The 21,063-nt window shown below is 57.7% G+C and carries 17 protein-coding genes, 1 pseudogene and 1 riboswitch; of the genes and pseudogenes, 6 read left to right on the top strand and 12 right to left on the bottom strand.

Features of this window, described 5'->3' with window-relative positions; all coding sequences use genetic code 11:
• Positions 1-2: 2 nt before the first annotated feature.
• The 3 genes from ACN0SW_RS02020 to ACN0SW_RS02030 form a co-directional block, all read right to left on the bottom strand.
• Positions 3-917: a hypothetical protein gene (locus tag ACN0SW_RS02020; RefSeq protein ID WP_417726210.1), complete on the bottom strand. Its 915-nt coding sequence runs from the start codon at positions 915-917 to the stop codon at positions 3-5.
• 38 nt (positions 918-955) lie between these two features.
• A complete protein-coding gene (locus tag ACN0SW_RS02025) occupies positions 956-2,119 on the bottom strand; it encodes a DNA cytosine methyltransferase (RefSeq protein WP_417726211.1) in 1,164 nt (387 codons plus the stop codon).
• 764 nt (positions 2,120-2,883) lie between these two features.
• Positions 2,884-4,332 (bottom strand): MFS transporter, encoded by a 1,449-nt coding sequence (locus ACN0SW_RS02030; protein ID WP_417726212.1) that lies wholly within the window; start codon positions 4,330-4,332, stop codon positions 2,884-2,886.
• 63 nt (positions 4,333-4,395) lie between these two features.
• On the opposite strand from ACN0SW_RS02030, the gene soxR reads away from it, so the two are divergent.
• Positions 4,396-4,827: a redox-sensitive transcriptional activator SoxR gene (soxR, locus tag ACN0SW_RS02035; RefSeq protein ID WP_417726213.1), complete on the top strand. Its 432-nt coding sequence runs from the start codon at positions 4,396-4,398 to the stop codon at positions 4,825-4,827.
• 870 nt (positions 4,828-5,697) lie between these two features.
• On the opposite strand, the gene ACN0SW_RS02040 is transcribed toward soxR, so the two are convergent.
• From ACN0SW_RS02040 to ACN0SW_RS02050, 3 genes are all read right to left on the bottom strand, one after another.
• Positions 5,698-6,756: a hypothetical protein gene (locus ACN0SW_RS02040; RefSeq protein WP_417726214.1), complete on the bottom strand. Its 1,059-nt coding sequence runs from the start codon at positions 6,754-6,756 to the stop codon at positions 5,698-5,700.
• A gap of 197 nt (positions 6,757-6,953) precedes the next feature.
• Positions 6,954-7,532: a hypothetical protein gene (locus ACN0SW_RS02045; protein WP_417726215.1), complete on the bottom strand. Its 579-nt coding sequence runs from the start codon at positions 7,530-7,532 to the stop codon at positions 6,954-6,956.
• A 128-nt stretch (positions 7,533-7,660) separates the two neighbouring features.
• On the bottom strand, positions 7,661-8,227 hold the full coding sequence (locus ACN0SW_RS02050; protein ID WP_417726216.1) for a L,D-transpeptidase: 567 nt from the start codon (positions 8,225-8,227) through the stop codon (positions 7,661-7,663).
• Between the two features lie 235 nt (positions 8,228-8,462).
• On the opposite strand from ACN0SW_RS02050, the gene ACN0SW_RS02055 reads away from it, so the two are divergent.
• On the top strand, positions 8,463-9,323 hold the full coding sequence (locus ACN0SW_RS02055) for a hypothetical protein (RefSeq protein ID WP_417726217.1): 861 nt from the start codon (positions 8,463-8,465) through the stop codon (positions 9,321-9,323).
• A 57-nt stretch (positions 9,324-9,380) separates the two neighbouring features.
• On the opposite strand, the gene ACN0SW_RS02060 is transcribed toward ACN0SW_RS02055, so the two are convergent.
• Entirely contained in the window at positions 9,381-10,880 is a 1,500-nt protein-coding gene (locus ACN0SW_RS02060; protein ID WP_417726218.1) for a CoA-acylating methylmalonate-semialdehyde dehydrogenase, read from the bottom strand.
• 104 nt (positions 10,881-10,984) lie between these two features.
• Here ACN0SW_RS02060 and ACN0SW_RS02065 point away from each other — a divergent pair, with 104 nt between their 5' ends.
• The 3 genes from ACN0SW_RS02065 (at position 10,985) to coaD (ending at position 12,929) form a co-directional block, all read left to right on the top strand.
• Positions 10,985-11,881: a LysR family transcriptional regulator gene (locus ACN0SW_RS02065; RefSeq protein WP_417726219.1), complete on the top strand. Its 897-nt coding sequence runs from the start codon at positions 10,985-10,987 to the stop codon at positions 11,879-11,881.
• Between the two features lie 59 nt (positions 11,882-11,940).
• A complete protein-coding gene (locus ACN0SW_RS02070) occupies positions 11,941-12,375 on the top strand; it encodes a CBS domain-containing protein (RefSeq protein ID WP_417726220.1) in 435 nt (144 codons plus the stop codon).
• Positions 12,376-12,437: 62 nt separating this feature from the next.
• Entirely contained in the window at positions 12,438-12,929 is a 492-nt protein-coding gene (coaD, locus tag ACN0SW_RS02075; RefSeq protein ID WP_417726221.1) for a pantetheine-phosphate adenylyltransferase, read from the top strand.
• A gap of 6 nt (positions 12,930-12,935) precedes the next feature.
• Here coaD and gap (ACN0SW_RS02080) read toward each other — a convergent pair whose 3' ends face one another.
• From gap (ACN0SW_RS02080) to ACN0SW_RS02100, 5 genes and pseudogenes are all read right to left on the bottom strand, one after another.
• The gene (gap, locus tag ACN0SW_RS02080; RefSeq protein WP_417726222.1) at positions 12,936-13,988 is read right to left on the bottom strand and encodes a type I glyceraldehyde-3-phosphate dehydrogenase; all 1,053 of its coding nucleotides are present in this window, start codon (positions 13,986-13,988) and stop codon (positions 12,936-12,938) included.
• Positions 13,989-14,080: 92 nt separating this feature from the next.
• Complete coding sequence (locus ACN0SW_RS02085; protein ID WP_417726223.1) at positions 14,081-14,224, bottom strand: hypothetical protein; 144 nt, start codon at positions 14,222-14,224, stop codon at positions 14,081-14,083.
• Positions 14,225-14,345: 121 nt separating this feature from the next.
• Positions 14,346-16,148 carry a phosphomethylpyrimidine synthase ThiC gene (thiC, locus tag ACN0SW_RS02090; protein WP_417726224.1) on the bottom strand — a complete coding sequence of 601 codons (1,803 nt, stop codon included), beginning with the start codon at positions 16,146-16,148 and terminating at the stop codon, positions 14,346-14,348.
• Between the two features lie 111 nt (positions 16,149-16,259).
• Positions 16,260-16,381, bottom strand: a riboswitch (TPP riboswitch).
• Between the two features lie 140 nt (positions 16,382-16,521).
• The gene (gene gap / locus ACN0SW_RS02095; protein ID WP_417726225.1) at positions 16,522-17,523 is read right to left on the bottom strand and encodes a type I glyceraldehyde-3-phosphate dehydrogenase; all 1,002 of its coding nucleotides are present in this window, start codon (positions 17,521-17,523) and stop codon (positions 16,522-16,524) included.
• A 237-nt stretch (positions 17,524-17,760) separates the two neighbouring features.
• Positions 17,761-18,654: pseudogene (locus tag ACN0SW_RS02100) on the bottom strand (calcium-binding protein); the annotation flags it as partial.
• A gap of 877 nt (positions 18,655-19,531) precedes the next feature.
• Between ACN0SW_RS02100 and gatB the strand changes: the two are divergent.
• Complete coding sequence (gene gatB / locus ACN0SW_RS02105) at positions 19,532-21,046, top strand: Asp-tRNA(Asn)/Glu-tRNA(Gln) amidotransferase subunit GatB (RefSeq protein ID WP_417726226.1); 1,515 nt, start codon at positions 19,532-19,534, stop codon at positions 21,044-21,046.
• Positions 21,047-21,063 lie beyond the last annotated feature (17 nt).

The following is a 21,063-nucleotide window of genomic DNA, read 5'->3' on the forward strand; positions in this document are numbered from 1 at the left end:
AATCAGCTCCGACGAATTCGCGAGAAGAGGGGATTCCAAGTGTCTGTTTGGCTATGAACCAATGGCAAGGTGTTATCCGGACAATTTGAATATAGAGCGACGAGTGCTCCCGTGCCACCGTAGCCATATGGCGCACCCTGCCATACGCCCAGTCGACCTTGGACACGTTGAATCACGTCGCGTATTTCAGAGAATGCGTTGGGTTCATTTTGCTGAGGATTCTCCTGAATGAAAAGCTCATGTCTAAGAGATAGAGTGGCAGAAAAAGTCACATTGTTGAGCTGCTGAGCCAGTCGTTCACCCGTCGCTACGCCTTCGGGGCAGCAAATCAGTGGTATAACCAAGATTTCGACATTTGGCAGCGTTTGCGAGGCCCACCGTACCGTGCTACTCATTTGGGAACCGGTCCCGACGAAGTCTTCGAGCAGCACAAGCCTTTCAATACTCTCTTGGACCACATAGTTTCGCACGCGGGCGGCATCTCCAAATTGTTCTAGTGACCGCCAATCGGGGCGATGACTGTGTCCGTGCAGGCCATTAACCTTCAGGAAGCCATTGATCCTAAGGCTATCGGTAATCGGGCAAAACCAGGTTTGTCGCACTGCTTGGTCGATAGTTTGCTTGAGCTTGGGGTCGGTAATATCCAAGTTGAGTGTATCTACCAACCAACGGGTAGTTTGGTCACTGAAAGCTGATCGAGACAGTGCGTCAGATTGCTTCTTTCCGACAAAAAACATGTGACCGAGCAGCTTGAACATTCGCATGCGAGCGTCTTCATCGTCTACGTTTGAAAGCCATTTGGCTAAGCAATCATCGAAGGACTCGTACTTGTTGGGTTCATACTCGTCAAAAAGTTCTTTCTGTAACCAAATTAGATGATCGCGCAAAAAAATTAGATCATCGCTGTCGTCAGACATCAGCCAAGGCTCAACAATTCGATGCAGTATACTCATATTCAAGCCTTCAGTATCGCTTCGCGAATAAAATCTGCCAATTTTGCTGCCATTGGTGGTGGTACGGCATTCCCAATTTGAACGAACTGGTCTTTTCGATTGCCGCAGAAGCTGAAAGAATCAGGGAAGCCTTGTATTCTAGCCGCTTCCCGTTGGGTCATACCTCTATCCTCGTCGGGATGGACAAAAAGGTCTACGCGTCCAAATCTCGTATCTACTGTTGGGGAAAGCTCGTTCCAGCTCAACCGACGGTATCTTCCGTTGTAAGTTTGCGCCAGTTCGTATTTGCCATCTATTTTTCGAAGATAGCGAGCCTTAACCAAAGTCTCAGCAGTAACCCCGGTTGACGCATCCAAATACGTGTCCAGCCTTTCCAAACTAACCGGATCACCGTCTCCAAATGATCGGATGCGTTCGCGCCTCCGCAAACGAGCTACGGCGTAGAGTACTTCTTTTTCTTGCTGTGAGACCTGTCCGAATACTTCCGGAATCTCCCAGGTTGGAACTGCTCTTTCACTGAGTCTGACATTGCTGAGTTTTTGACCTTGCTTGAGATGTGCCGCAATCTTTGAATCCCTACTGCCCAGCTCGGGCCACACAATGTCTTTCTTGTTCTCGTCCGGCAATTTCCTCAATGCATCTCTTAAAGTGATCGGCCCAGAGGATGGGATGAAAACGTTGATGCAATCGCTCCCCTTCCAACACAAAAGAAAAAGACGTTTTCGGCGCTGTGCCATGCTGGATTTTTCGCCCTCAATTAAGATACGTCGGACATTGTACCCAGCGCTACGCAATCTGCCTTCCAGAGATTCCCAGAGGTGGCGGTGAGATCCTGATAGGGCTGCTGGGACATTTTCCACCACAACAACCTTCGATTGATTCTTCAGCGCAACATCTGCAACCCTCATCAGCAGGTCATTCCTAGGATCGTCAACTTTGCGCTTTCCAGCGGTTGAGAACCCTTGGCATGGAGCGCCGGCTAGAAGGATTTCGCATCCTTCGTGCACTGGAACGATCGTCGATAAGTCCGCTTTGACCGCTACATCAGATAAATTATGGCGATATGTTGCCAAAGCCATCTCATCAATATCGATAGCCCGTTCGGAAAAAATTCCTTCTTGAAGGAAACCCAAATCCAGGCCGCCACAACCCGAAAAAATACTCAACGAACGCCAACCTGATTTCCTAGGGCTCGCTGTCGTCCTTCCAGCATAATTGGGAGGCCTGTCTCCGATGACCGTAATACTTGGGGGTTTTTTGTGGGCGCGTTGCTGAGCAATGTGACCTTTGCAGGAGCTGTCTTCTGCACACTCCCGGACTTTTTGCACTTCACTGCTGTTTGCTACTCGGTGCAACGTTTTGATTCTTTCCGATTTTTCCGATCACTTTAGCCCAGGGCTTTCAATGTGAAAACATGCTAGATTCGCCCGCATCTGTAACCAACGAGCAATCGGGGAGATTGGTGCTCCACGGTCAGCGGTTCCATCACGGATTTCGACAGCACGACTGGGGATAAAGGCAGCTAGTTTCTCAGTTGGCCGTCTGCGTCGTTGGCGCGCAGTGATTACGGAATCGCAGTTGAGGGCGGCTTCCCGCTCGCGAGGCCCATCTGTTAGCTAAAGCGACGAGTGACTAGAGTCCGCGCGACCTGCATGTGCGGGCCCGTCTGGCTAGTCTGCATGGAGCAGACTAAGGACCATCGCGGCGGCTGAGCAAATCGCATTGACGACGCGAGAACAACAGTAGGTGGTCAGCGATTGCTGCGTTCTGGGTAGACTAGGCGGCAAACGGGCGCATTGTTTCACCGGCGGTAAAGAAACTTCACTTAACATATGACCCCTTATGAGACACATGGCCCGACAGCCCGACAGCCCCAACGGCGGATGTGCGGGCGAAGATGGCTTTCGCTGCGTCCGCGTCAAGGTCTGCTTTAGCCATGTAAGGCTCCACTGACGCCACGCAAATCCGTCCGAACGAGCATCACCATGGATAAAAGACCGAGGAGTGCAAATGGGAGACAGGCAGCAAATATCCATTCGGCTGTTTTCGCCGCCTGTGCCGCCGTATCCATCGTTGCGAAACCAGCCGCATTCGCGACAATCCCAATGTAGGCAGCACCCAGGGCATAGCCGAGGCGCTGAATGGTAGGGATCGCCCCGGAGATCCGCTGTACTTCTTCCGGATCAGCAAGGGCGGTGGTTCGTCTGAGGATGAATGTCCACGCCATCCCGAATCCCCCGCCTTCCAGCGCTGAGAACACGGAGATGAGCCAGACCGGCCCGTTAGGAACGGCGTAGAGAAACCCGACGATGCTCGCGGCCACGAGCGCCATCCCGATTGCGATCATCAGACGGTCCAGCCTTTCAGGCGATCCACTGAAGAGCACCGCCGTCACAGTCCACCCAATCGAGGAACACGCGACAATGTAACCTGCGGTCAAAGCTGATGCATTGTGAATTACGACGACAAGAAGAGGGCCAAAGGCGGTGATGGCAATCGTGGCAAGCGAGAGCGACAGGATCATCAGCAGGGCCGATCCGGTCGGCTTCGTTAAGTCAAACGGTCGTAAGGGAAGGAGACGGTCGTCCTGAGCGCGATGGTCCAGCCGAAGGAACAAGATCAGGCAGGCGCCCCCGGAAAGAACGCATAGGGTGGTCTGCATCGGTTCGATCTCCACACCCCCATAGGAGACCAGAAGCACAGCCAGACAGAGCAATGCCAGACGCCTCCATGGGAAGACAGTTCTGACACTGGCATCGGATGGAGCGTGATCCGGGCGCAGCGCAATCCAGAGGGCGAGGGCGATGGCCTGCCCGCCGAAAAATGCAAAGCCCCACCGCCAGGTTGCAAACTCTACAAAAAATCCGCCGATCAGCGGCCCGAGGAACGCCGATACGCCCCAAAAAGTCGAGACAGCGGCCATAGCCCGCGCGGTGTAGCGTCGGGGAAAGATGACTCCTACCGCCACAAAACCCATCGCTACCAGACCGCCGCCACCCAAGCCCTGAAAGACCCTGCCGGCCAGAAGGAGGGGCATGGAAGGTGCAACCACACTCAGAAAGCACCCGAAGCCGAAGACAAGCGCCGCTAGGCACATGGGCGTGCGAAGCCCGTAGCGTATCGTCAGAAGGGCGCTTGCCGCTCCGGCAACGACAGATGCAATTTCGTAAAGCGAGACCGACCAGCCGACCAGCCCGGCCCCGCCGATCTCAGCCACAACGGAAGGCAGCATCGTTGCCACGATCAGCGAATCCGCCGCGTGCAGCCAGACAGACAGGCAAACCAGGGCCAGAGCCGGAGTGTAGGCGCTGCTCAAAAACTCACGCCATGAGACGAATGCGTCTTCCTTGAAAGTCGGGTTTTGTTTCGTATCAGCCATCTTGATCTCCTTGACAGCCGTATGTCTGGAACCTCAACAATGGTTTAGGTCAAGGAGTTTCTCATGGCGGAAAGCTATTTATCTGTTGGTCAGGTCGCGAAACGAAGCGGCTTGCCGATATCGACGCTGCATTTCTACGAGCGTCAGGGGCTGATAGCCTCTACACGGAACAGCGCAAATCATCGTGTCTATCGCCGTGAGGTCCTACGACGGGTAACGGTGATCAAGGTCGCTCAAAGTGCCGGAGTGCCACTTTCCGAAATCGCGGAAGCCCTCTCAAGCCTGCCCACATACTCTGTTCCGGACACGAAAGACTGGGCGCGGATCTCTGAAGTGTGGCACGACGATCTTACACGTCGGATCGAAGCGTTGACGGCCCTTCGCGACAAGATGGCGATGTGCATCGGCTGTGGTTGTCTGAGCGTGAATCGTTGCCCGTTGGTCAACGAAGACGACCATCTGGCAAAAGAAGGACCAGGAGCGCGATTGCTCTGAGGTTCGCAGATCGGTTGTTCTCTGCATTGATGCATGCTCCGTAGGCACGGGCTCGATCTAGTCATTCGAAGGCTGGTCAGACACGTTTTGCACCAGCAGCGACAGCTGTGGTTCGATCTCAACAAGGGTCCCACTTCTTTTTTGACACCATTCCGCCTGCAACTGCCAAGCCTTTGATTTCAAAGGCAGCAGCCGGGATCTGGGAAGGTAAAGCACAACTGGGCGGTTCGGGTCCCGGTTCCGGATGCGGAAAAGGCCTTTAAATGGCTTGTTTAACGCCCATCCAAGAGACGCTTAAACCGTGTTTTAATGGGGTTTGGTACGGTTCGCCACTTCTGCGCCCATGCTCCGCTCAGTGCGCTCGATTTCGCCCTGTTGGCGCTGTTTTGCCGATTTACTGCAAACTTTGTACTCGCGCGTCCCGGTGGTCCGTTTGGCACTCGAAATCCCTTATTTCACTGGGTTATCCGCCTCCTTCCGGCCTCGTCCTAAGTCATCCGGCATCACTGTAAACTAAGGTGTAACCCTACATGTAGCGTGACAACTTAGTTTGCAGTAAATTACACTCTAGTTTACAGCAACGGGATTTTGAAAGAGGCGTGTCAGGTCGGTCTAAACTGACCGTTTCATTGCATCGCTGATCCAGATCGCATGAGTATGAAAAGTTGCCGTCTGTATCTAACAAGGAGAACGGCTGAATCGAGCCTATCTGAGGGATGCTGTATCTAACTTCGACGACGGCTACGCACATAAAGCGGGCTTTGCGAAGTTTCGGTCGTTTCTCGAAAGCGGCCTTTCCTGTGGCGCGCGGCAAATGCCAAGTGTCTACCAAACCGACGGCGCGCCAGTTGAGCATAAGCTACGAGATCATTAATGCGATTCTTCATTGGCCCAAACTTCGCTTCCGAGATGATCAAGCGCCCAGTCGTGACCTTCAACATGGTCGAGCAGATACAAGATGTCCTTGGCAAATTGGATGAATTCTTCAACTTTGTCAGCGTCAACTGAGTTCTTCGTGCCGTGCGTCACTTGGTTTCGCTGTGTAACCCATTTTTGGAGAAAGTTCTTGGCATGCTTCTTCAATGGAAAGTGACCCGATGACAGGCCCTTTGCCTTAATAGTGCTTGGTAAGATCTCCTGAATTATCTTGAGCAGCGGAGGTGAAGGCATTTCGTCTATCAAACCTGAAGCATCTGGAATCATGCGCTTAAGTTGCTCTTTGATACCTGTCTCCAAGGCTGCAAAAGCGACTAACAGGGCGCTCCTCGGAGTCCTACCAACCAATTCGGCTGCCTCTCGCATCAAATCATGTGAGATGGGCTCATGAGCGCGATCATTCACAATCACCGCCATTTTGACGCGCGCAGCTACAGAAGCTTCGATTGGACGAGGTTGCCGGATTTTCATCTGTATTTCGAAAGGAAAAGGGCTCCATTCTTCACCGTCCATCGACCAGAAAGCGCCTACGAATGAGAACGGCCGGTGGCCTCCGGCTGTGTTTTGGACCCACCTCAGCTGCTTGACGAAATCAGACAACTGGCCGGATATCTCATCGTAAATCTCTCTGAACCAAGGCTTTGCCCCCTTTGGGTAGAGATAAAACTCTAATCCCTGCCCCGGCTTAATGTTGCCTTGCAAATCCACAATCGTTTCTTCGGGCCCACGCATGTAGGGCAAGCCTTCTTGGATGGGGTCATCAAGCAAGAGCTGGTTCTCTCTAAGAGCTAGCAGTGTGTCCTTTGCGCGCTGAGGGGGTTTAACATTGCGTACGATGTCACAGCAAAGTCCACGCACCGGTTGCCCTTGATGCTCAACTTCACGCATCCAAAGAATAAATTCTGCGCCATCTACACCGTCAAAGTGAGCGGGAAGATCGGTTGCGCAACTAACATGCATGTCTCGCAGTAAATAGGTAAGTTTGATCTTCATATCAGTTCCCATGCATTAAATTCTCCATGAATAGTGAACGATCATCTTCTCAGACGGAAGCGGCGCTTCATGAAAGTCAGCTTTCACAGTTTCGAGTAAAGGCTCCGGGCTGAAACCTATCATTAACGGAGGGAACGTGAGGGCAGTTTTGTTAGGCTAGTTTCAACGCCCCTTTAACACCCCCCTAAACACCCCCCTCACTCCACATACCGAAACCCCTGCACAGCGCGGAAATGCCCGCCGTAGCCGGTCCCGGCGGGCTTGAGGCCCTTGCGCGCCCGTGCGGCGGCGAGGGTCTTCATGCTGCGCTCCTTCGATTCGGCGTAGAGGATGGCCGAGACCTGCGCCCAGAGGGGATCGCGGCGCAGGGCGGCGGCGAGGCCGGGATGCGAGGTGTGAAAGAGCATCGGCATGGGCCTCTCGTAGCGGTTAACGCCGCGCCGCCAGAGGGCGCAGACCTCGTTGAGAAAGCGCAGGCCGAGCCCCGCGCCCTGCCACTCGGGCATGACGACGAGGCGACAGGCGCGCCCCTCGACCAGCCCCGGTCGGGTCGAGACGGCGAGATGCGCCACGGGCGCGCCGTCGACGAAGCCCACGTAGTAATTGGCCGCGATCATGCGGGGCAGTTTCAGGTAGTGATGCGGCTCAAAGGCGGGCCAGAAGGAGCCGTCCGTCTGGTGAATGTCCATGGCAATACGCGGTGTCCGTCGAAGACGCCTCCAGCGAAACTCGGCCCGGCGGGTGTCGATCACCCAATCGGGCTGCAACCAGGACACCACGTCCTCGTGACAGGTTATCCGCCTCCTTCCGGCTTCGTCCTAAGTCATCCGGCATCACTGTAAACTAAGGTGTAACCCTACAAGCAGGGCTCCGGGGCGATCTTCTGGTGTTCGTGGGGAAGGGTTCAGAGCAACAGGACCTGCGTGCCAACCGACACCTTGGCGAACAGCTCTTCGATATGTTGATTATAAAGACCGATGCAGCCTGAGGAGGATTGGCGCCCGATCTTGCGGGTGTCGTGGGTGCCGTGCACGAGATAGGCGGGCCAGCTAAGATAGAGCGCATGGGTGCCGAGCGGATTGCCGGGGCCAGGTGGCATGTAGGCAGGCAGTGAGGGATCACGCTCGCGCATGGATTGGGTCGGGGTCCAGTCAGGGCCGACGCGTTTACGCACCACCTCTGTATAGCCGCGCCGTGTCAGTTCCTCGGTCAGCGGTACGGACGAGGGGTATAACGCGTAGGTCTCACCATCGGGTCCCCAGTAGTGCAACGCGCGGCTGTCGATATCGGCCAGCATTGCACCCTTGCCCAAACTGTCGAAGTGGTCGCGCCAGTCGCGGGTGACAAAGGCCGAGGCATTGCGGCGGTTGGTCGCCTCGGTCAGGGTCTCTGCGTGCAGAAGGCTGGGCGTGGCCAAGGCGGCGATACCGGTGGCGATGGCGTGGCGACGGGTCAGAAGGCCGGGTTTCACGGGATTTCATCCTCTCTACAGTGACTGCTGCGACCTATTTAGGCAAACGGGGCGGTAAAGCGAAGGGATGCGTGAGCAAAAATCGAGGAAACCTCACGTGATTGTCATCCCGAACAGGGGACAGTGCATCTTGGCAGGGCAACTCGCCTCAGGATTGCTCGGTGTGTGGATCTGTGCTCTGCTGAAGCGATAAGCCAGTTGATTTCAGCAACCACATTTCAAAGGGGGCAATGCCATGCCAGAGGAACACCGGATTGCCGTGGCGGTTATTCATGGCATGGGCAGCCAAGGCGACAAGCCGCAGGCGGTCAATGCGGTCAGCTTTTCGCGCGATCTCTATGCCGGGCTGCGCCGCCGGCTGGGAGGGGCGCGGTTTGATGCGCTGGTCGGCTGGCGTGAGATTTTCTGGTCGGACATCCTGCAGGAGCGGCAACAGGACTATATGGATCGCGCGCTGGAGGGCCAAGCCAACTGGATGGCGTGGCGGGAATTTGTGATGCACCGTTTGGCGGATGCAGCCTCTTACCGATGGGAAAAGGGCGATCACGCCTATGTCTATCCCGAGGTGCACGCCCGCGTCAGCCGCGCGATTGCGCACCTGGAGGGGGTGACGGGGGGCCGCGCGCCGCTGATTGTGTTGGCGCATTCTCTGGGCGGGCAGATCATGTCAAACCATATCTGGGATTTACAAAAGAAGCACACAACCGCGCCCACGCCGTTTCAGCGGTTCGAGACCATGGCGGGGATGATCACCTTTGGCTGCAATATCCCGGTTTTTACCTTTAGTTGCAGGCCCGGCGAGGTCAAAGCCATCGACCGGCCCGGCACCGCCATTCCGGCAAGCAAGTGGTTCAAGCCGTGGTGGGTTAACCTAAACAGTCGCAATGACGTTCTGGGCATGCCGCTGGCGGGGGCGGGGGATGGCTATGCAATGCTGGAAAGGGATGGACAGTTGCGGGATCGCTGGATTAGCGCGGGCAATCTGCTGAGCGCGTGGAATCCGCTGTCGCACAATGCTTATTGGGCGGATTCCGATGTGCATGCTTCTGTCGCGGCGATGATCGAACAGGCGATGCAGATCGGGCCGGTTGGATAGCCGGTTAACATAAAACGCCCCGGCGGTTCCGCCGGGGCGTTGAGGGCGGGGCTGTGATCAGTCCATCGCCTTGAAGTTGAACTCGCCGCCTTCCTTGATGCCGGACGGCCAGCGGGAGGTCACGGTTTTGGTGCGGGTGTAGAACTTGAACGAATCCGGGCCGTGCTGGTTGAGGTCGCCAAAGCCGGATTTCTTCCAGCCACCAAAGGTGTGATAGGCCAGCGGCACGGGGATCGGCACGTTGATGCCGACCATCCCAACGTTGACGCGGGCGGCAAAATCACGCGCGGCGTCGCCGTCGCGGGTAAAGATTGCGGTGCCGTTGCCGTATTCGTGGTCCATCGCTAGTTTCAGCGCCTCTTCGTAAGAGCCTGCGCGCACGGTCGAGAGTACGGGGCCGAAGATTTCCTGCGTGTAGATGTCCATATCCGGCGTCACGCGGTCAAAGAGGTGCGGGCCTACAAAGAAGCCATCCTCATAGCCCTGAAGTTTGAAGTCCCGGCCATCGACGACCAGTTCCGCACCCTGAGCGATCCCGGTTTCGATCAGGCCGAGGATGCGCTTTTTCGCCTCGCCGGTGACAACGGGGCCATAATCCACGTCATTGCCTGCGGTGTAGGGCCCGACTTTGAGTTTCTCGATGCGCGGCACCAGTTTCTCGATCAGGCGGTCGGCGGTCTCGTCACCAACCGGCACTGCCACTGAAATCGCCATGCAGCGTTCGCCGGCAGCACCATAGCCTGCGCCGATCAGCGCATCTGCGGCCTGATCCATATCGGCATCGGGCATGATGATCATGTGGTTCTTGGCACCGCCAAAGCACTGAACGCGCTTGCCGTTAGAGCAGCCACGACCGTAGATATATTGTGCGATAGGGGTCGAGCCGACAAAACCGATCGACTGGATCACCTCATGGTCGAGGATCGCGTCCACGGCCACCTTGTCACCGTTCACGACCTGAAGCACACCCTTGGGCAGGCCTGCCTCTTCCATAAGTTCGGCTAGCATGAGCGGCACTGAGGGGTCACGCTCGGACGGCTTGAGGATAAAGGCGTTGCCGCAGGCCAGTGCAGGCGCGAACATCCACATTGGGATCATCGCCGGAAAGTTGAACGGGGTGATCCCGGCGGTCACGCCAAGCGGTTGACGCATGGAGTAAATGTCAATGCCGGGACCGGCGCTGTCGGTGAACTCGCCCTTGAGGAGATGCGGCGCGCCGACGCAATATTCGACCACTTCAAGGCCGCGCTGGATATCGCCCTTTGCATCAGGAAAGGTCTTGCCATGTTCGCGGCTCAGCGCTTCGGCCAGCTTGTCCATGTCGCGGTTGAGCAGGCGGACGAATTCCATCATCACACGGGCGCGGCGCTGCGGGTTGGTCGCCGCCCATGCGGGCTGTGCGGCCATTGCGGCGGCGACGGCCTGATCCATCTCTTCGACACTGGCGAGCGGGCATTTGGCCTGCACTTCGCCGGTGGCGGGGTTGAACACATCCGAAAAGCGCCCGGAGGTGCCTTTGACATGTTGACCGTTGATGTAGTGGGTAAGTTCTTGCATCGGGAATCCTCCTAATCCGTTGGCCGCAGGGTAGTCTTGCAAAACTCCTGCGAAAAGAGGCAATATTCCAAAAGTGATTTGCATTTTTGCAAAGGGGGCCTGCGATGCAGCCGCATTGGGACGATATTCGGATCTTTCTGGCGGTCGCGCGATCCGAGAGCCTGTCTGGGGCGGGGCGTGTTCTGCGGATTGACCCGGCCACTGTGGGCCGCCGCATCGCGCGTCTGGAGGAAGAGATGGGCGCGCCGCTCTTTGCCAAATCGCCCACAGGCTATGCGCTGAGCGATGGCGGGCAGCGTCTGATGGGGCATGCGATGCGCGCTGAACAGGCGATGCAGGACGCCGCTGCGGACATGGCTGGGCAGGCGGGAGGCATGACCGGGCAAATCCGGATCGGTGCGCCGGATGGGTGCGCGAATTTTCTGTTGCCACAGGTCTGTGCGGCGATTGGCGAGCAGAACCCCGATCTGGATATTCAGATTGTGGCGTTGCCGCGGGTCTTTAACCTGACCCGGCGTGAGGCGGACATGGTGATTGCGGTCAGCCCGCCCACGGCGGGGCGGTTGACGGTGCAGAAGATCACGGATTACCGTCTTCATCTGGCGGCGTCGGTCCGGTATTTGCGCGCGCATCCGCCCATCCGGCAATTGGCCGACCTGCAGGAACATCGCATGGTGGGCTATGTCCCTGACATGATCTTTGACAAGGAACTGGACTATCTGAGCGAAGCAGGGATCGAGCGTGTCAGCCTCGCGTCAAATTCGGTCTCGGTGCAACTCAATTGGGTGCGGCAAGCGTGCGGAATAGGGGTTTTGCACGATTTCTCGCTGCCATGGGCGCGGGGCTTGCAAAAGGTGCTGCCCGAGATGTTTTCGCTCACGCGCAGCTTTTATCTCGTGCGGCATGCCGACGACCGACGGCTTGAGCGCCAGAACCGATTTGCAGCCGCGCTGGTGGAGGGATTGAGGCAAGAGGTGCAGAGCCTGGAGGCGCGGTCTTGACAGAAATTTTATTATGGATCACGCTCATTTGACAGACATTTTATTGCGGAGGTCGTGTCATGCTGGTGCAGCAAATCCTGAAATCCAAAGGCGACAGCGCGGTGATCACTATCACGCCGACCACCAAGGTTTCGGAGGCGGCGCAAATCCTTGCAGAGCGGCGCATCGGCGGGCTGGTGGTGTCGCGCGATGGCGAGTTGGTTGAGGGCATCCTGTCGGAGCGCGATATCGTACGCAGCCTTGCAGTGCGGGGCGTGGTCTGCATGACCGAAACGGTGAGCGAGATGATGACCCGCAATCCGGTGTGCTGTTCGCGGCAGGATACTTCTGACGCGGTGCTGGCGCGGATGACGGATGGTCGGTTTCGTCACATGCCGGTGGTCGAGGCGGGCAAACTGGTTGGGATCGTCACCATTGGCGACGTGGTCAAGGCGCGCCTTGAGGAACTTGCGATGGAGAAGACCGCGTTGGAAGGGATGATCATGGGCTACTAAGCGCTTGCATTCCCTCGCATCTTATTGTTGCGTGAGCCGCGATTGCAGCAATGGAGGGCCGCATGCGCATTGGTCTTTACCCCGGCACGTTCGACCCGATCACTCTGGGTCATATTGACATCATTCGCCGGGCTGCTGTTCTGGTGGACAGGCTGGTTTTGGGCGTGGCGATCAATCGCGATAAGGGCCCGCTTTTTACGTTGGAAGAGCGGGTTGAGATGATTGAGGCGGAATGCGTCAAGCTGAGCGCACAGACCGGGACCGAGATCGTGGCGCATCCGTTCGAGAACCTGCTGATCAACTGCGCCCATGATGTTGGCGCGCAGGTGATCGTGCGAGGCCTGCGCGCGGTGGCGGATTTTGAGTATGAATTTCAGATGGTTGGGATGAACCGGGCGCTGGATAACTCTGTCGAGACGGTGTTTTTGATGGCGGATGCCAACCATCAGGCGATTGCCTCGAAACTGGTCAAGGAAATCGCCCGATTGGATGGGGACGTGTCTAAATTCGTCACGCCCGCAGTGCGTGAGGCGCTGCTCGCCAAATTCGCGTGACGCAGATCAGGTGTGTTCCATCACCTTTGCCTGACGCGTGTCAGGGCCGCCTCTGTGCTGAAGATGCCGCCCCATCTCGGCTGCGACATCGAGCATCCGGTTGGAAAAACCCCATTCGTTGTCATACCAGCTGAGCACCCGGCAGAGCCGCCCCTCCATCACGCGGGTCTGATCGCTGGCGAAGATCGAACTGTGCGGGTTGTGGTTGAAATCCGACGAAACCAGTTCGCGATGTGTCACATCCAGCACCCCTGCCAGCGGCCCCGTGGTGGCAAGGGCCACGGCGGTGTTGATCTCATCGACGCTGGTGTCACGCGCGGCCTCAAAGGTCAGGTCCACGACGCTGACATTTGGCGTAGGCACGCGGATTGCGGTGCCATCCAGCCGACCGGCCAGTTCTGGCAGGACCAATCCGACGGCACGCGCGGCCCCTGTCGTGGTCGGGATGATGTTTAGTCCCGCGGCGCGCGCGCGGTAGAGGTCCTTGTGCATCGTGTCCAGCGTTGGTTGATCGCCGGTGTAGCTGTGGATCGTGGTCATAAAACCGCGCGTGATGCCGACGGTCTCGTGCAGCACCTTGGCCAGCGGGGCGAGGCAGTTGGTGGTGCAGGAGGCATTTGAGACAATTACATCCCCCGCTGTCAGATCGCTATGATTGACACCGTAGACGACGGTGCGATCCGCGCCCTTTGACGGTGCAGAAACCAGCACGCGCCGCGCGCCGTTCTTGAGGTGGCGGGCGGCGGCGTTGCGGTCGGTAAAAATGCCGGTGCATTCGAGCACGACATCGACATCCCCCCAAGGCAGCGCCTCGGGGTCGCGCAGAGCGGTCACGCGCATCGGGCCACGGCCCGCGTCAATGGTGTTTTCGGTGGTCGTGATCCGGCCTGCAAAGCGACCGTGCACGCTATCGAATTCCAGAAGATGGGCGTTGGTTTCGACCGGGCCGAGGTCGTTGATTGCCACAACCTCGATGTCGCGGCGGCCGGATTCACTGAGCGCACGCAGCACGTTGCGGCCGATCCGGCCAAATCCATTGATTGCTACCCTGAGTGTCATTCCGGTCTCCTATGAGCATGTTAGCGCTAACAATTGAAATCGAACATAAACGAAATTCGAAACGAGTCAATGCCGGGGAGATGACAGGGGCGTTACCGCCAGAACGCGAGATATTCGATGAGGTCGATCAGTTTGCGCCCGAGGAACAGGGTCGACTGGCCGTCATTCAGCGCAATATCCAGCCCGAAGGCCAGAAGGATGATCCCCCCGAGGCCGATCGCAAGTGTGTTGGTCATACCGCGCGCCTTTGCCGAATGCGTCCCTCCGGGTATGCAACAGAGCCCCCCGCCGCGCAAGCCGGATCAGGACATGAGACCCCCCGGCGTATCGACGCCGGGGGCAGGGACGCCGTCCGGGTTAGTCCGTGACGGGCAGGTAAATCTTGCCTTGGTCGCGGAACTTGACGGCCATTGACTCCATCCCCTCTTTCTGGGCTTCGGCGCGGATGTCATGGCTGATCCGCATGGAGCAGAACTTTGGCCCGCACATTGAGCAGAAATGCGCCACCTTATGCGCTTCTTTCGGCAGGGTCTGGTCGTGGAAATCGCGCGCCGTGTCGGGATCAAGCGACAAGTTGAACTGATCCTCCCAGCGGAATTCGAACCGCGCGCGGGACAGCGCATCATCGCGCCGCTGCGCACCGGGCAATCCCTTGGCCAGATCGGCGGCGTGAGCCGCGATTTTATAGGTGATGACGCCGGTTTTCACATCATCGCGGTCGGGCAGGCCCAGATGCTCCTTGGGTGTCACGTAGCACAGCATCGCACAGCCGAACCAGCCGATCATCGCCGCCCCGATACCGCTGGTGATGTGGTCATAGCCCGGCGCGATATCCGTGGTGAGCGGTCCAAGGGTATAGAACGGGGCCTCGTGACAGCACTCCAACTGCTTGTCCATGTTCTCCTTGATCTTGTGCATGGCGACATGGCCCGGCCCTTCGATCATTACTTGGCAATCCTTGCGCCACGCGATTTTCGTGAGTTCGCCCAGTGTCTCTAACTCCGCGAATTGCGCCGCGTCATTGGCATCGGCGATAGAGCCGGGGCGCAGTCCATCGCCAAGCGAGAAGCTCACATCATATTGGCGGCAGATGTCGCAGATTTCCTCGAAATGCTCGTAGAGGAAGCTTTCCTTGTGATGATGCAGGCACCACTTGGCCATGATCGAGCCGCCGCGCGATACGATTCCCGTGACGCGGTTCACCGTCATCGGCACCATATGCAGGCGCACGCCCGCATGGATGGTGAAATAATCCACGCCCTGTTCGGCCTGTTCGATCAGCGTGTCGCGGAACACCTCCCACGTCAGATCTTCCGCCACACCATGCACCTTTTCCAGCGCCTGATAGATCGGCACCGTGCCGATGGGAACGGGGCTGTTGCGGATGATCCAGTCTCGGGTGTTGTGAATGTTGCGCCCGGTCGAGAGGTCCATCACCGTATCTGCGCCCCAGCGGATTGCCCAAACCAGCTTGTCCACCTCTTCCTCCATCGAGGAAGTGACGGCGGAGGTGCCCATGTTGGCATTGATCTTCACGAGGAAATTGCGGCCGATGATCATCGGCTCCAGTTCCGGGTGGTTGATATTGGCGGGAATGATGGCCCGGCCCGCCGCAATTTCGGACCGCACGAATTCGGGGGTCACGTAATCGGGGATACTGGCACCCCAGTCATTGCCATCGCGGTGGCAGGGCGAGAGTTCGCGCAGCTGGTTTTCGCGGATGGCCACGAATTCCATCTCAGGCGTGATGATACCTGCGCGGGCATAGGCCAGTTGGGTCGGGGCCGCCCCCGATTTGGCGCGCAACGGGCATGGTTTGACCGGGAATTCTGCCACCAGCCGGTCGCCCTCGACAAAGCCGTTGTCTTCGGGTTTGACCGCGCGTCCGCTATAATCCGCCACATCGTTCCGTGCCAGAATCCACGCCCGTCGCAGAGGCGGTAGCCCCCGCCGGATGTCGGTGACCTGATCGGGATCAGTGTAGGGGCCGGAACTGTCATAGACCGCAAGCGGCGGCTCTCCGGCGGTCGGATGAGTCGAGATTTCGCGCATCGGCACCGCGATATCGGGATGCAATTGGCCGCTGACATAGATCTTTCGTGAGGCGGGCAAGGGGCCCGTGGTCACGTTTGGGGTAATGTTTTGGGTCGGTACGTTCATTTTGGCGCTCCTCGAGTCACGTTCTGCAAAGAGACCAGATGAGCGTGGCTGGGAGGCAGGAGGGCATAGCGATGGCCCCGGTTCGGGCCCATGAGACACCCAACTTTGGTGCAGCAGCGAGCCCTAGCTTCCTACGCCAGTGTCAACTGGGTCAGGTTCAAAGGGTCGCGACACCGAGCAATTGCTCTAAGCCGCCTCTCAGTCCCTTGGGTGGGACTCCCCTGCGTGCAAGAAGGCTACCGGGTTGCGGATGGCCGCGCAAGCCGGAGTTTCGTGATTTTCAGATATAGGTATCGGGGCTGCCGGACGCATCCGTCCGGCAGCCAAGCCACGTTACCGGGGCTTGGCGCATTTTAGAGGATTCGGGTAGTGGTTACTGCAACCGGCCCATGGCTACGGCGACATCGGCCATGCGGCAGGAAAAGCCCCATTCGTTATCATACCACGCCAGCACCCGTACCAGACGGTTGCCCAGAACTTTGGTCTGGTCAGGAGCAAAGATCGAGCTTTCCTCGGTGTGGTTGAAGTCGATGCTGACCTTGGGCTCGGGATCATAGCCCAGAACGCCCTTCATCGCGCCAGCGGCGGCCTCGGCCACGACGGCGTTGACATCGGCCTTGGTCACGTCACGCTTGGCCACAAAGGTCAGGTCCACTGCCGAAACGTTGGGTGTGGGCACGCGGATGGCGGAACCGTCGAGTTTGCCCGCCAGTTCCGGCAGCACCTCACCCAGAGCCTTGGCCGCGCCGGTCGAGGTGGGGATCATCGACATGGCGGCGGCGCGGGCGCGGTAAAGGTCATTGTGGCGGCGGTCGAGCGTTGGCTGATCGCCGGTATAGGCGTGGATCGTAGTCATGATGCCGCTCTCGATACCGATGGCGTCATTCAGAACCTTGGCCAGCGGCGCGAGGCAATTGGTGGTGCACGAGCCGTTTGAGATCATCCGTTCGGAGGCGAGCAGTGCGTCATGGTTCACGCCGTAAACCACGGTGCGGTCAACGTTCTTGGCCGGGGCCGAGATCAGCACCTTGCGTGCGCCGCGCTCCAGGTGGGTGCGCGATTTTGCGCCATCGTTGAAGTTGCCGGTACATTCCAGCACCACATCGACGCCGTCCCAGTCCAGTTCATTCATGTCATAGGTCGAGAACATCTGGATTGGCCCGCGGCCCAGATCCATGGTTTTGCCTTCGACCGTGATCGGATGCGGAAAGCGGCCATGCACACTGTCATAACGCATCAGATGTGCAGCGGTCTCGATTGGTCCGGTTGCATTCACCTTTACCACCTGTATGTCATTGCGCAGACTCTCGGAAATATGGGCGAGGGTGGCGCGACCGATACGGCCGAAACCGTTGATGCCGACGGTGATGGTCATGGGTGACTCCTGATAGCTGAATTGGCGCTCGTATAGACGGGCAGGGGGGCGCCGGAAAGCGCTAAAAGCAGTTTTCCGTTTCAAATTCAGGATGTTAGCGTTAACGGTTACCGCAAACCTGTAGTTTTGTCGGTGGTTGCGCTAACGCTTCTGGCGCAGTTGCACCGCATTTCCACACAATTCATAATTGCTATGAAAGGGGCGTCCTGATGCTCTGCTTGCGTGCCCCAGCCTGTTTCAGAGGAACTGGAAATCATCCACCGTCAGCTGCGCGGCGGCGATGCCTTCGACGAGGATCGTGTTGCCGTTCACCGTCATCTGCGCGCCCGCTATGGTATCCACGATGTTGAGCGCCGCGACGAACCCGGCCAGCCCGTTGCCACCGTTGGTGATGTTGGTCTCACCGGTATCCGGATCGATCCGGCGAATGAAGAAGCTGTCGATGCCATCCTCGAAATCGGTGATGATATCGGCCTCGCCATCGAAGAACGCGGAGAACACGAACTGATCCGCACCCGCGCCACCGGTCATCACGTCGTTGCCAGCGCCGCCATTGATCGTGTCAATGCCAGCGCCGCCGTCGATGATGTCATCGCGCCCGCCACCGGCAAGGAAATCATTGCCATCGCCGCCGAAAATGCTGTCATTGCCCTCGCCGCCGCCCACGCGGTCATTACCGGCGCCGGCGTCAATTGTGTCCTGGCCGGTGCCGCCGCCGATGTCATCATCGCCGTCACCACCAAAGATGAGGTCATTTCCGAAACTCCCGGACATGCTGTCATTGCCGTCGCCGCCGTCGAGCGTGTCATTGCCCGCGCCACCCGCAACAATGTCATTGCCAGCGCCGCCCAACACGGAATCATCGCCAGCACCAGCCCCCATGGTGTCGTCGCCATCACCGCCATCAATCGTGTCATTGCCAATACCGCCACCGATCTGGTCATTGCCGAGGCCGCCATTAATCACATCGTCGCCATCCGACCCCGAGATCGAGTCATTGCCATTCCCGCCTTCGAGGGAATCATTGTCGATGCCGCCTGCCAGCACGTCATCTCCGTCGTTGCCGAATAAGGTGTCGTCCCCTGCACCACCGGCCAAGGTATCGTTGAACGGTGTGCCCAGAATTAGATCATTTCCACCTGTGGTGGGTTCGAGAACCACGAGTTCTGAATTTGAAACAACGGATTCATCTGTTCCAAGAAGATCTGTGTAGGACACGCGCGCAGTCAGTGACGTCCCGATATCCTCTGACACCACAACATAGCTGAAATCCGTCGCTCCGGCGATTGGCACCCCGTCCCGCAGCCATTGATAGAAGAACTCTCCGATCCCATCCGCGTCTGACAACCCTGATGGATCCACAGTCAGGGTGTTCCCTGCGAAGGGCTCTCCTTCAATGGTAACCGTGCCTTGCGGCGGGACGTTCTCGGCGGCATCCAAGATGAAAATCTCGAACGATTTTGAGGTTGAATTATCCTCGAAGGCGATACCGTTGAACGATACGTTCAGAAAGAGGTTTTCTTGACCCTCTTCGAGACCATCGAGAACAGCAGACATTGAAAACGACGCAACAGTCACGTTCTCTGCTGGATTGATGCTGAAGAATATTGTTTCGCTATCGCCAGTTCCGCCGAAATCGCTTGAATCAGCGGTGCCCCCGGCTGTTGAAAACGAGTATGTATAGCTCGCGGATACAAAAGTGGCATCATTGAAGACGATTTGAAAGTCCAGTATGCGACCTTCAAAAACTGTAAAGCCGTCTAGAGATTCAAGCGAAGCAAATGCCATTGTTCTAACCCGTGTTAAGACCTGAATGTTTAGACCAGTAGTATGTGTGGGTTCATAGAACTTCAATACTCTCGTTCTTGGTGCCCATGATTCCGCTTGTTTGGGAGCGTTTTTCCGTTGGAAAGTTATGCCGCAGCGCCCCTCTGACGCTCCCAGCCCTCTTGCCCCCTCCGGATCGCTGTCCTAGAACGCCTCTGATACGTCAGCCGGAGGCATGGATATGCTCGATCTCACCTATGAAGCGCCGAAACCCCGCGTGATCGCAGGCGCCAAGCACGATTGGGAGCTTGTGATCGGGATGGAGGTGCACGCGCAGGTGGCCTCGAAGTCCAAGCTGTTTTCCGGGGCCTCGACGCAATTCGGGGCAGAACCCAATTCGAACGTGTCTTTTGTGGATGCCGCGATGCCGGGTATGTTGCCTGTCATTAACGAATTCTGCGTCGAACAGGCCGTGCGCACGGGGCTGGGCCTCAAGGCGAAAATCAACCTCTGGTCAGCCTTTGACCGCAAGAATTATTTTTATCCCGACCTGCCGCAGGGCTATCAGATCAGCCAGCTTTACCATCCGCTGGTGGGCGAGGGTGAAATTCTGGTCGATATGGGACCCGGCGTGGCGCGTATGGTGCGGATCGAGCGCATCCATATGGAGCAGGACGCGGGCAAGTCGATTCATGATATGGACCCGGCGATGTCCTTTGTTGACCTGAACCGCACCGGTGTCTGCCTGATGGAAATCGTGAGCCGTCCGGATATTCGCGGTCCCGAAGAGGCCGCCGCCTATGTGACCAAGCTGCGCCAGATCCTGCGCTATCTTGGTACCTGCGACGGCAACATGCAGAACGGCAACCTGCGGGCGGATGTGAACGTGTCGATCTGCCGTCCGGGCCAGTATGAGAAATACATGGAAACGCAGGATTTCAGCCATCTCGGCACGCGTTGCGAGATCAAGAACATGAACTCGATGCGTTTTATCCAGATGGCGATTGATTACGAGGCGCGGCGCCAGATCGGAATCGTCGAGGCAGGCGGCACGGTGGTTCAAGAAACCCGGCTCTATGATCCTGACAAGAACGAGACCCGCTCCATGCGCTCCAAGGAAGAGGCGCATGATTACCGCTATTTCCCCGATCCTGACCTGCTGCCGCTGGAAATAGAGCAGTCATGGGTCGATGAGATTGCCGCCAATCTGCCGGAACTGCCCGACGCCAAGAAGGCGCGGTTTGTGCTGGAATTTGGCCTGAGCGAATATGATGCCAGCGTGCTGACCGCCGATCTGGCCAATGCCGCCTATTTCGAGGCGGTGGCGGCGGGTGCGGGCGATGGCAAGCTGGCGGCGAACTGGGTGATCAATGAGCTTTTTGGACGCCTCAAGAAAGAGGATCATTCTATCGAGGAAAGCCCGGTTAGCCCCGTGCAACTGGCGGCCATTGTGCGTTTGATCAAATCTGATGCGATTTCCGGCAAGATCGCCAAGGACCTCTTTGAAATCGTCTATACCGAAGGCGGCAATCCCGAAGAGATCGTCGAGGCGCGCGGCATGAAGCAGGTGACGGACACCGGCGCGATTGAGGCCGCTGTGGACGAGATCATCACCGCCAACCCCGCGCAGGTGGAAAAGGCGCAGGCCAATCCCAAGCTGGCGGGCTGGTTTGTGGGGCAGGTGATGAAGGCCACCGGCGGCAAGGCCAACCCCAAAGCGGTCAATGACATCGTGCTGGCCAAGCTGGGGCTGTGACGATTTGATATCCCGTT

The sequence above is a fragment of the Roseovarius sp. genome, assembly GCF_048262375.1.
Classification (GTDB): Bacteria; Pseudomonadota; Alphaproteobacteria; order Rhodobacterales; family Rhodobacteraceae; genus Roseovarius.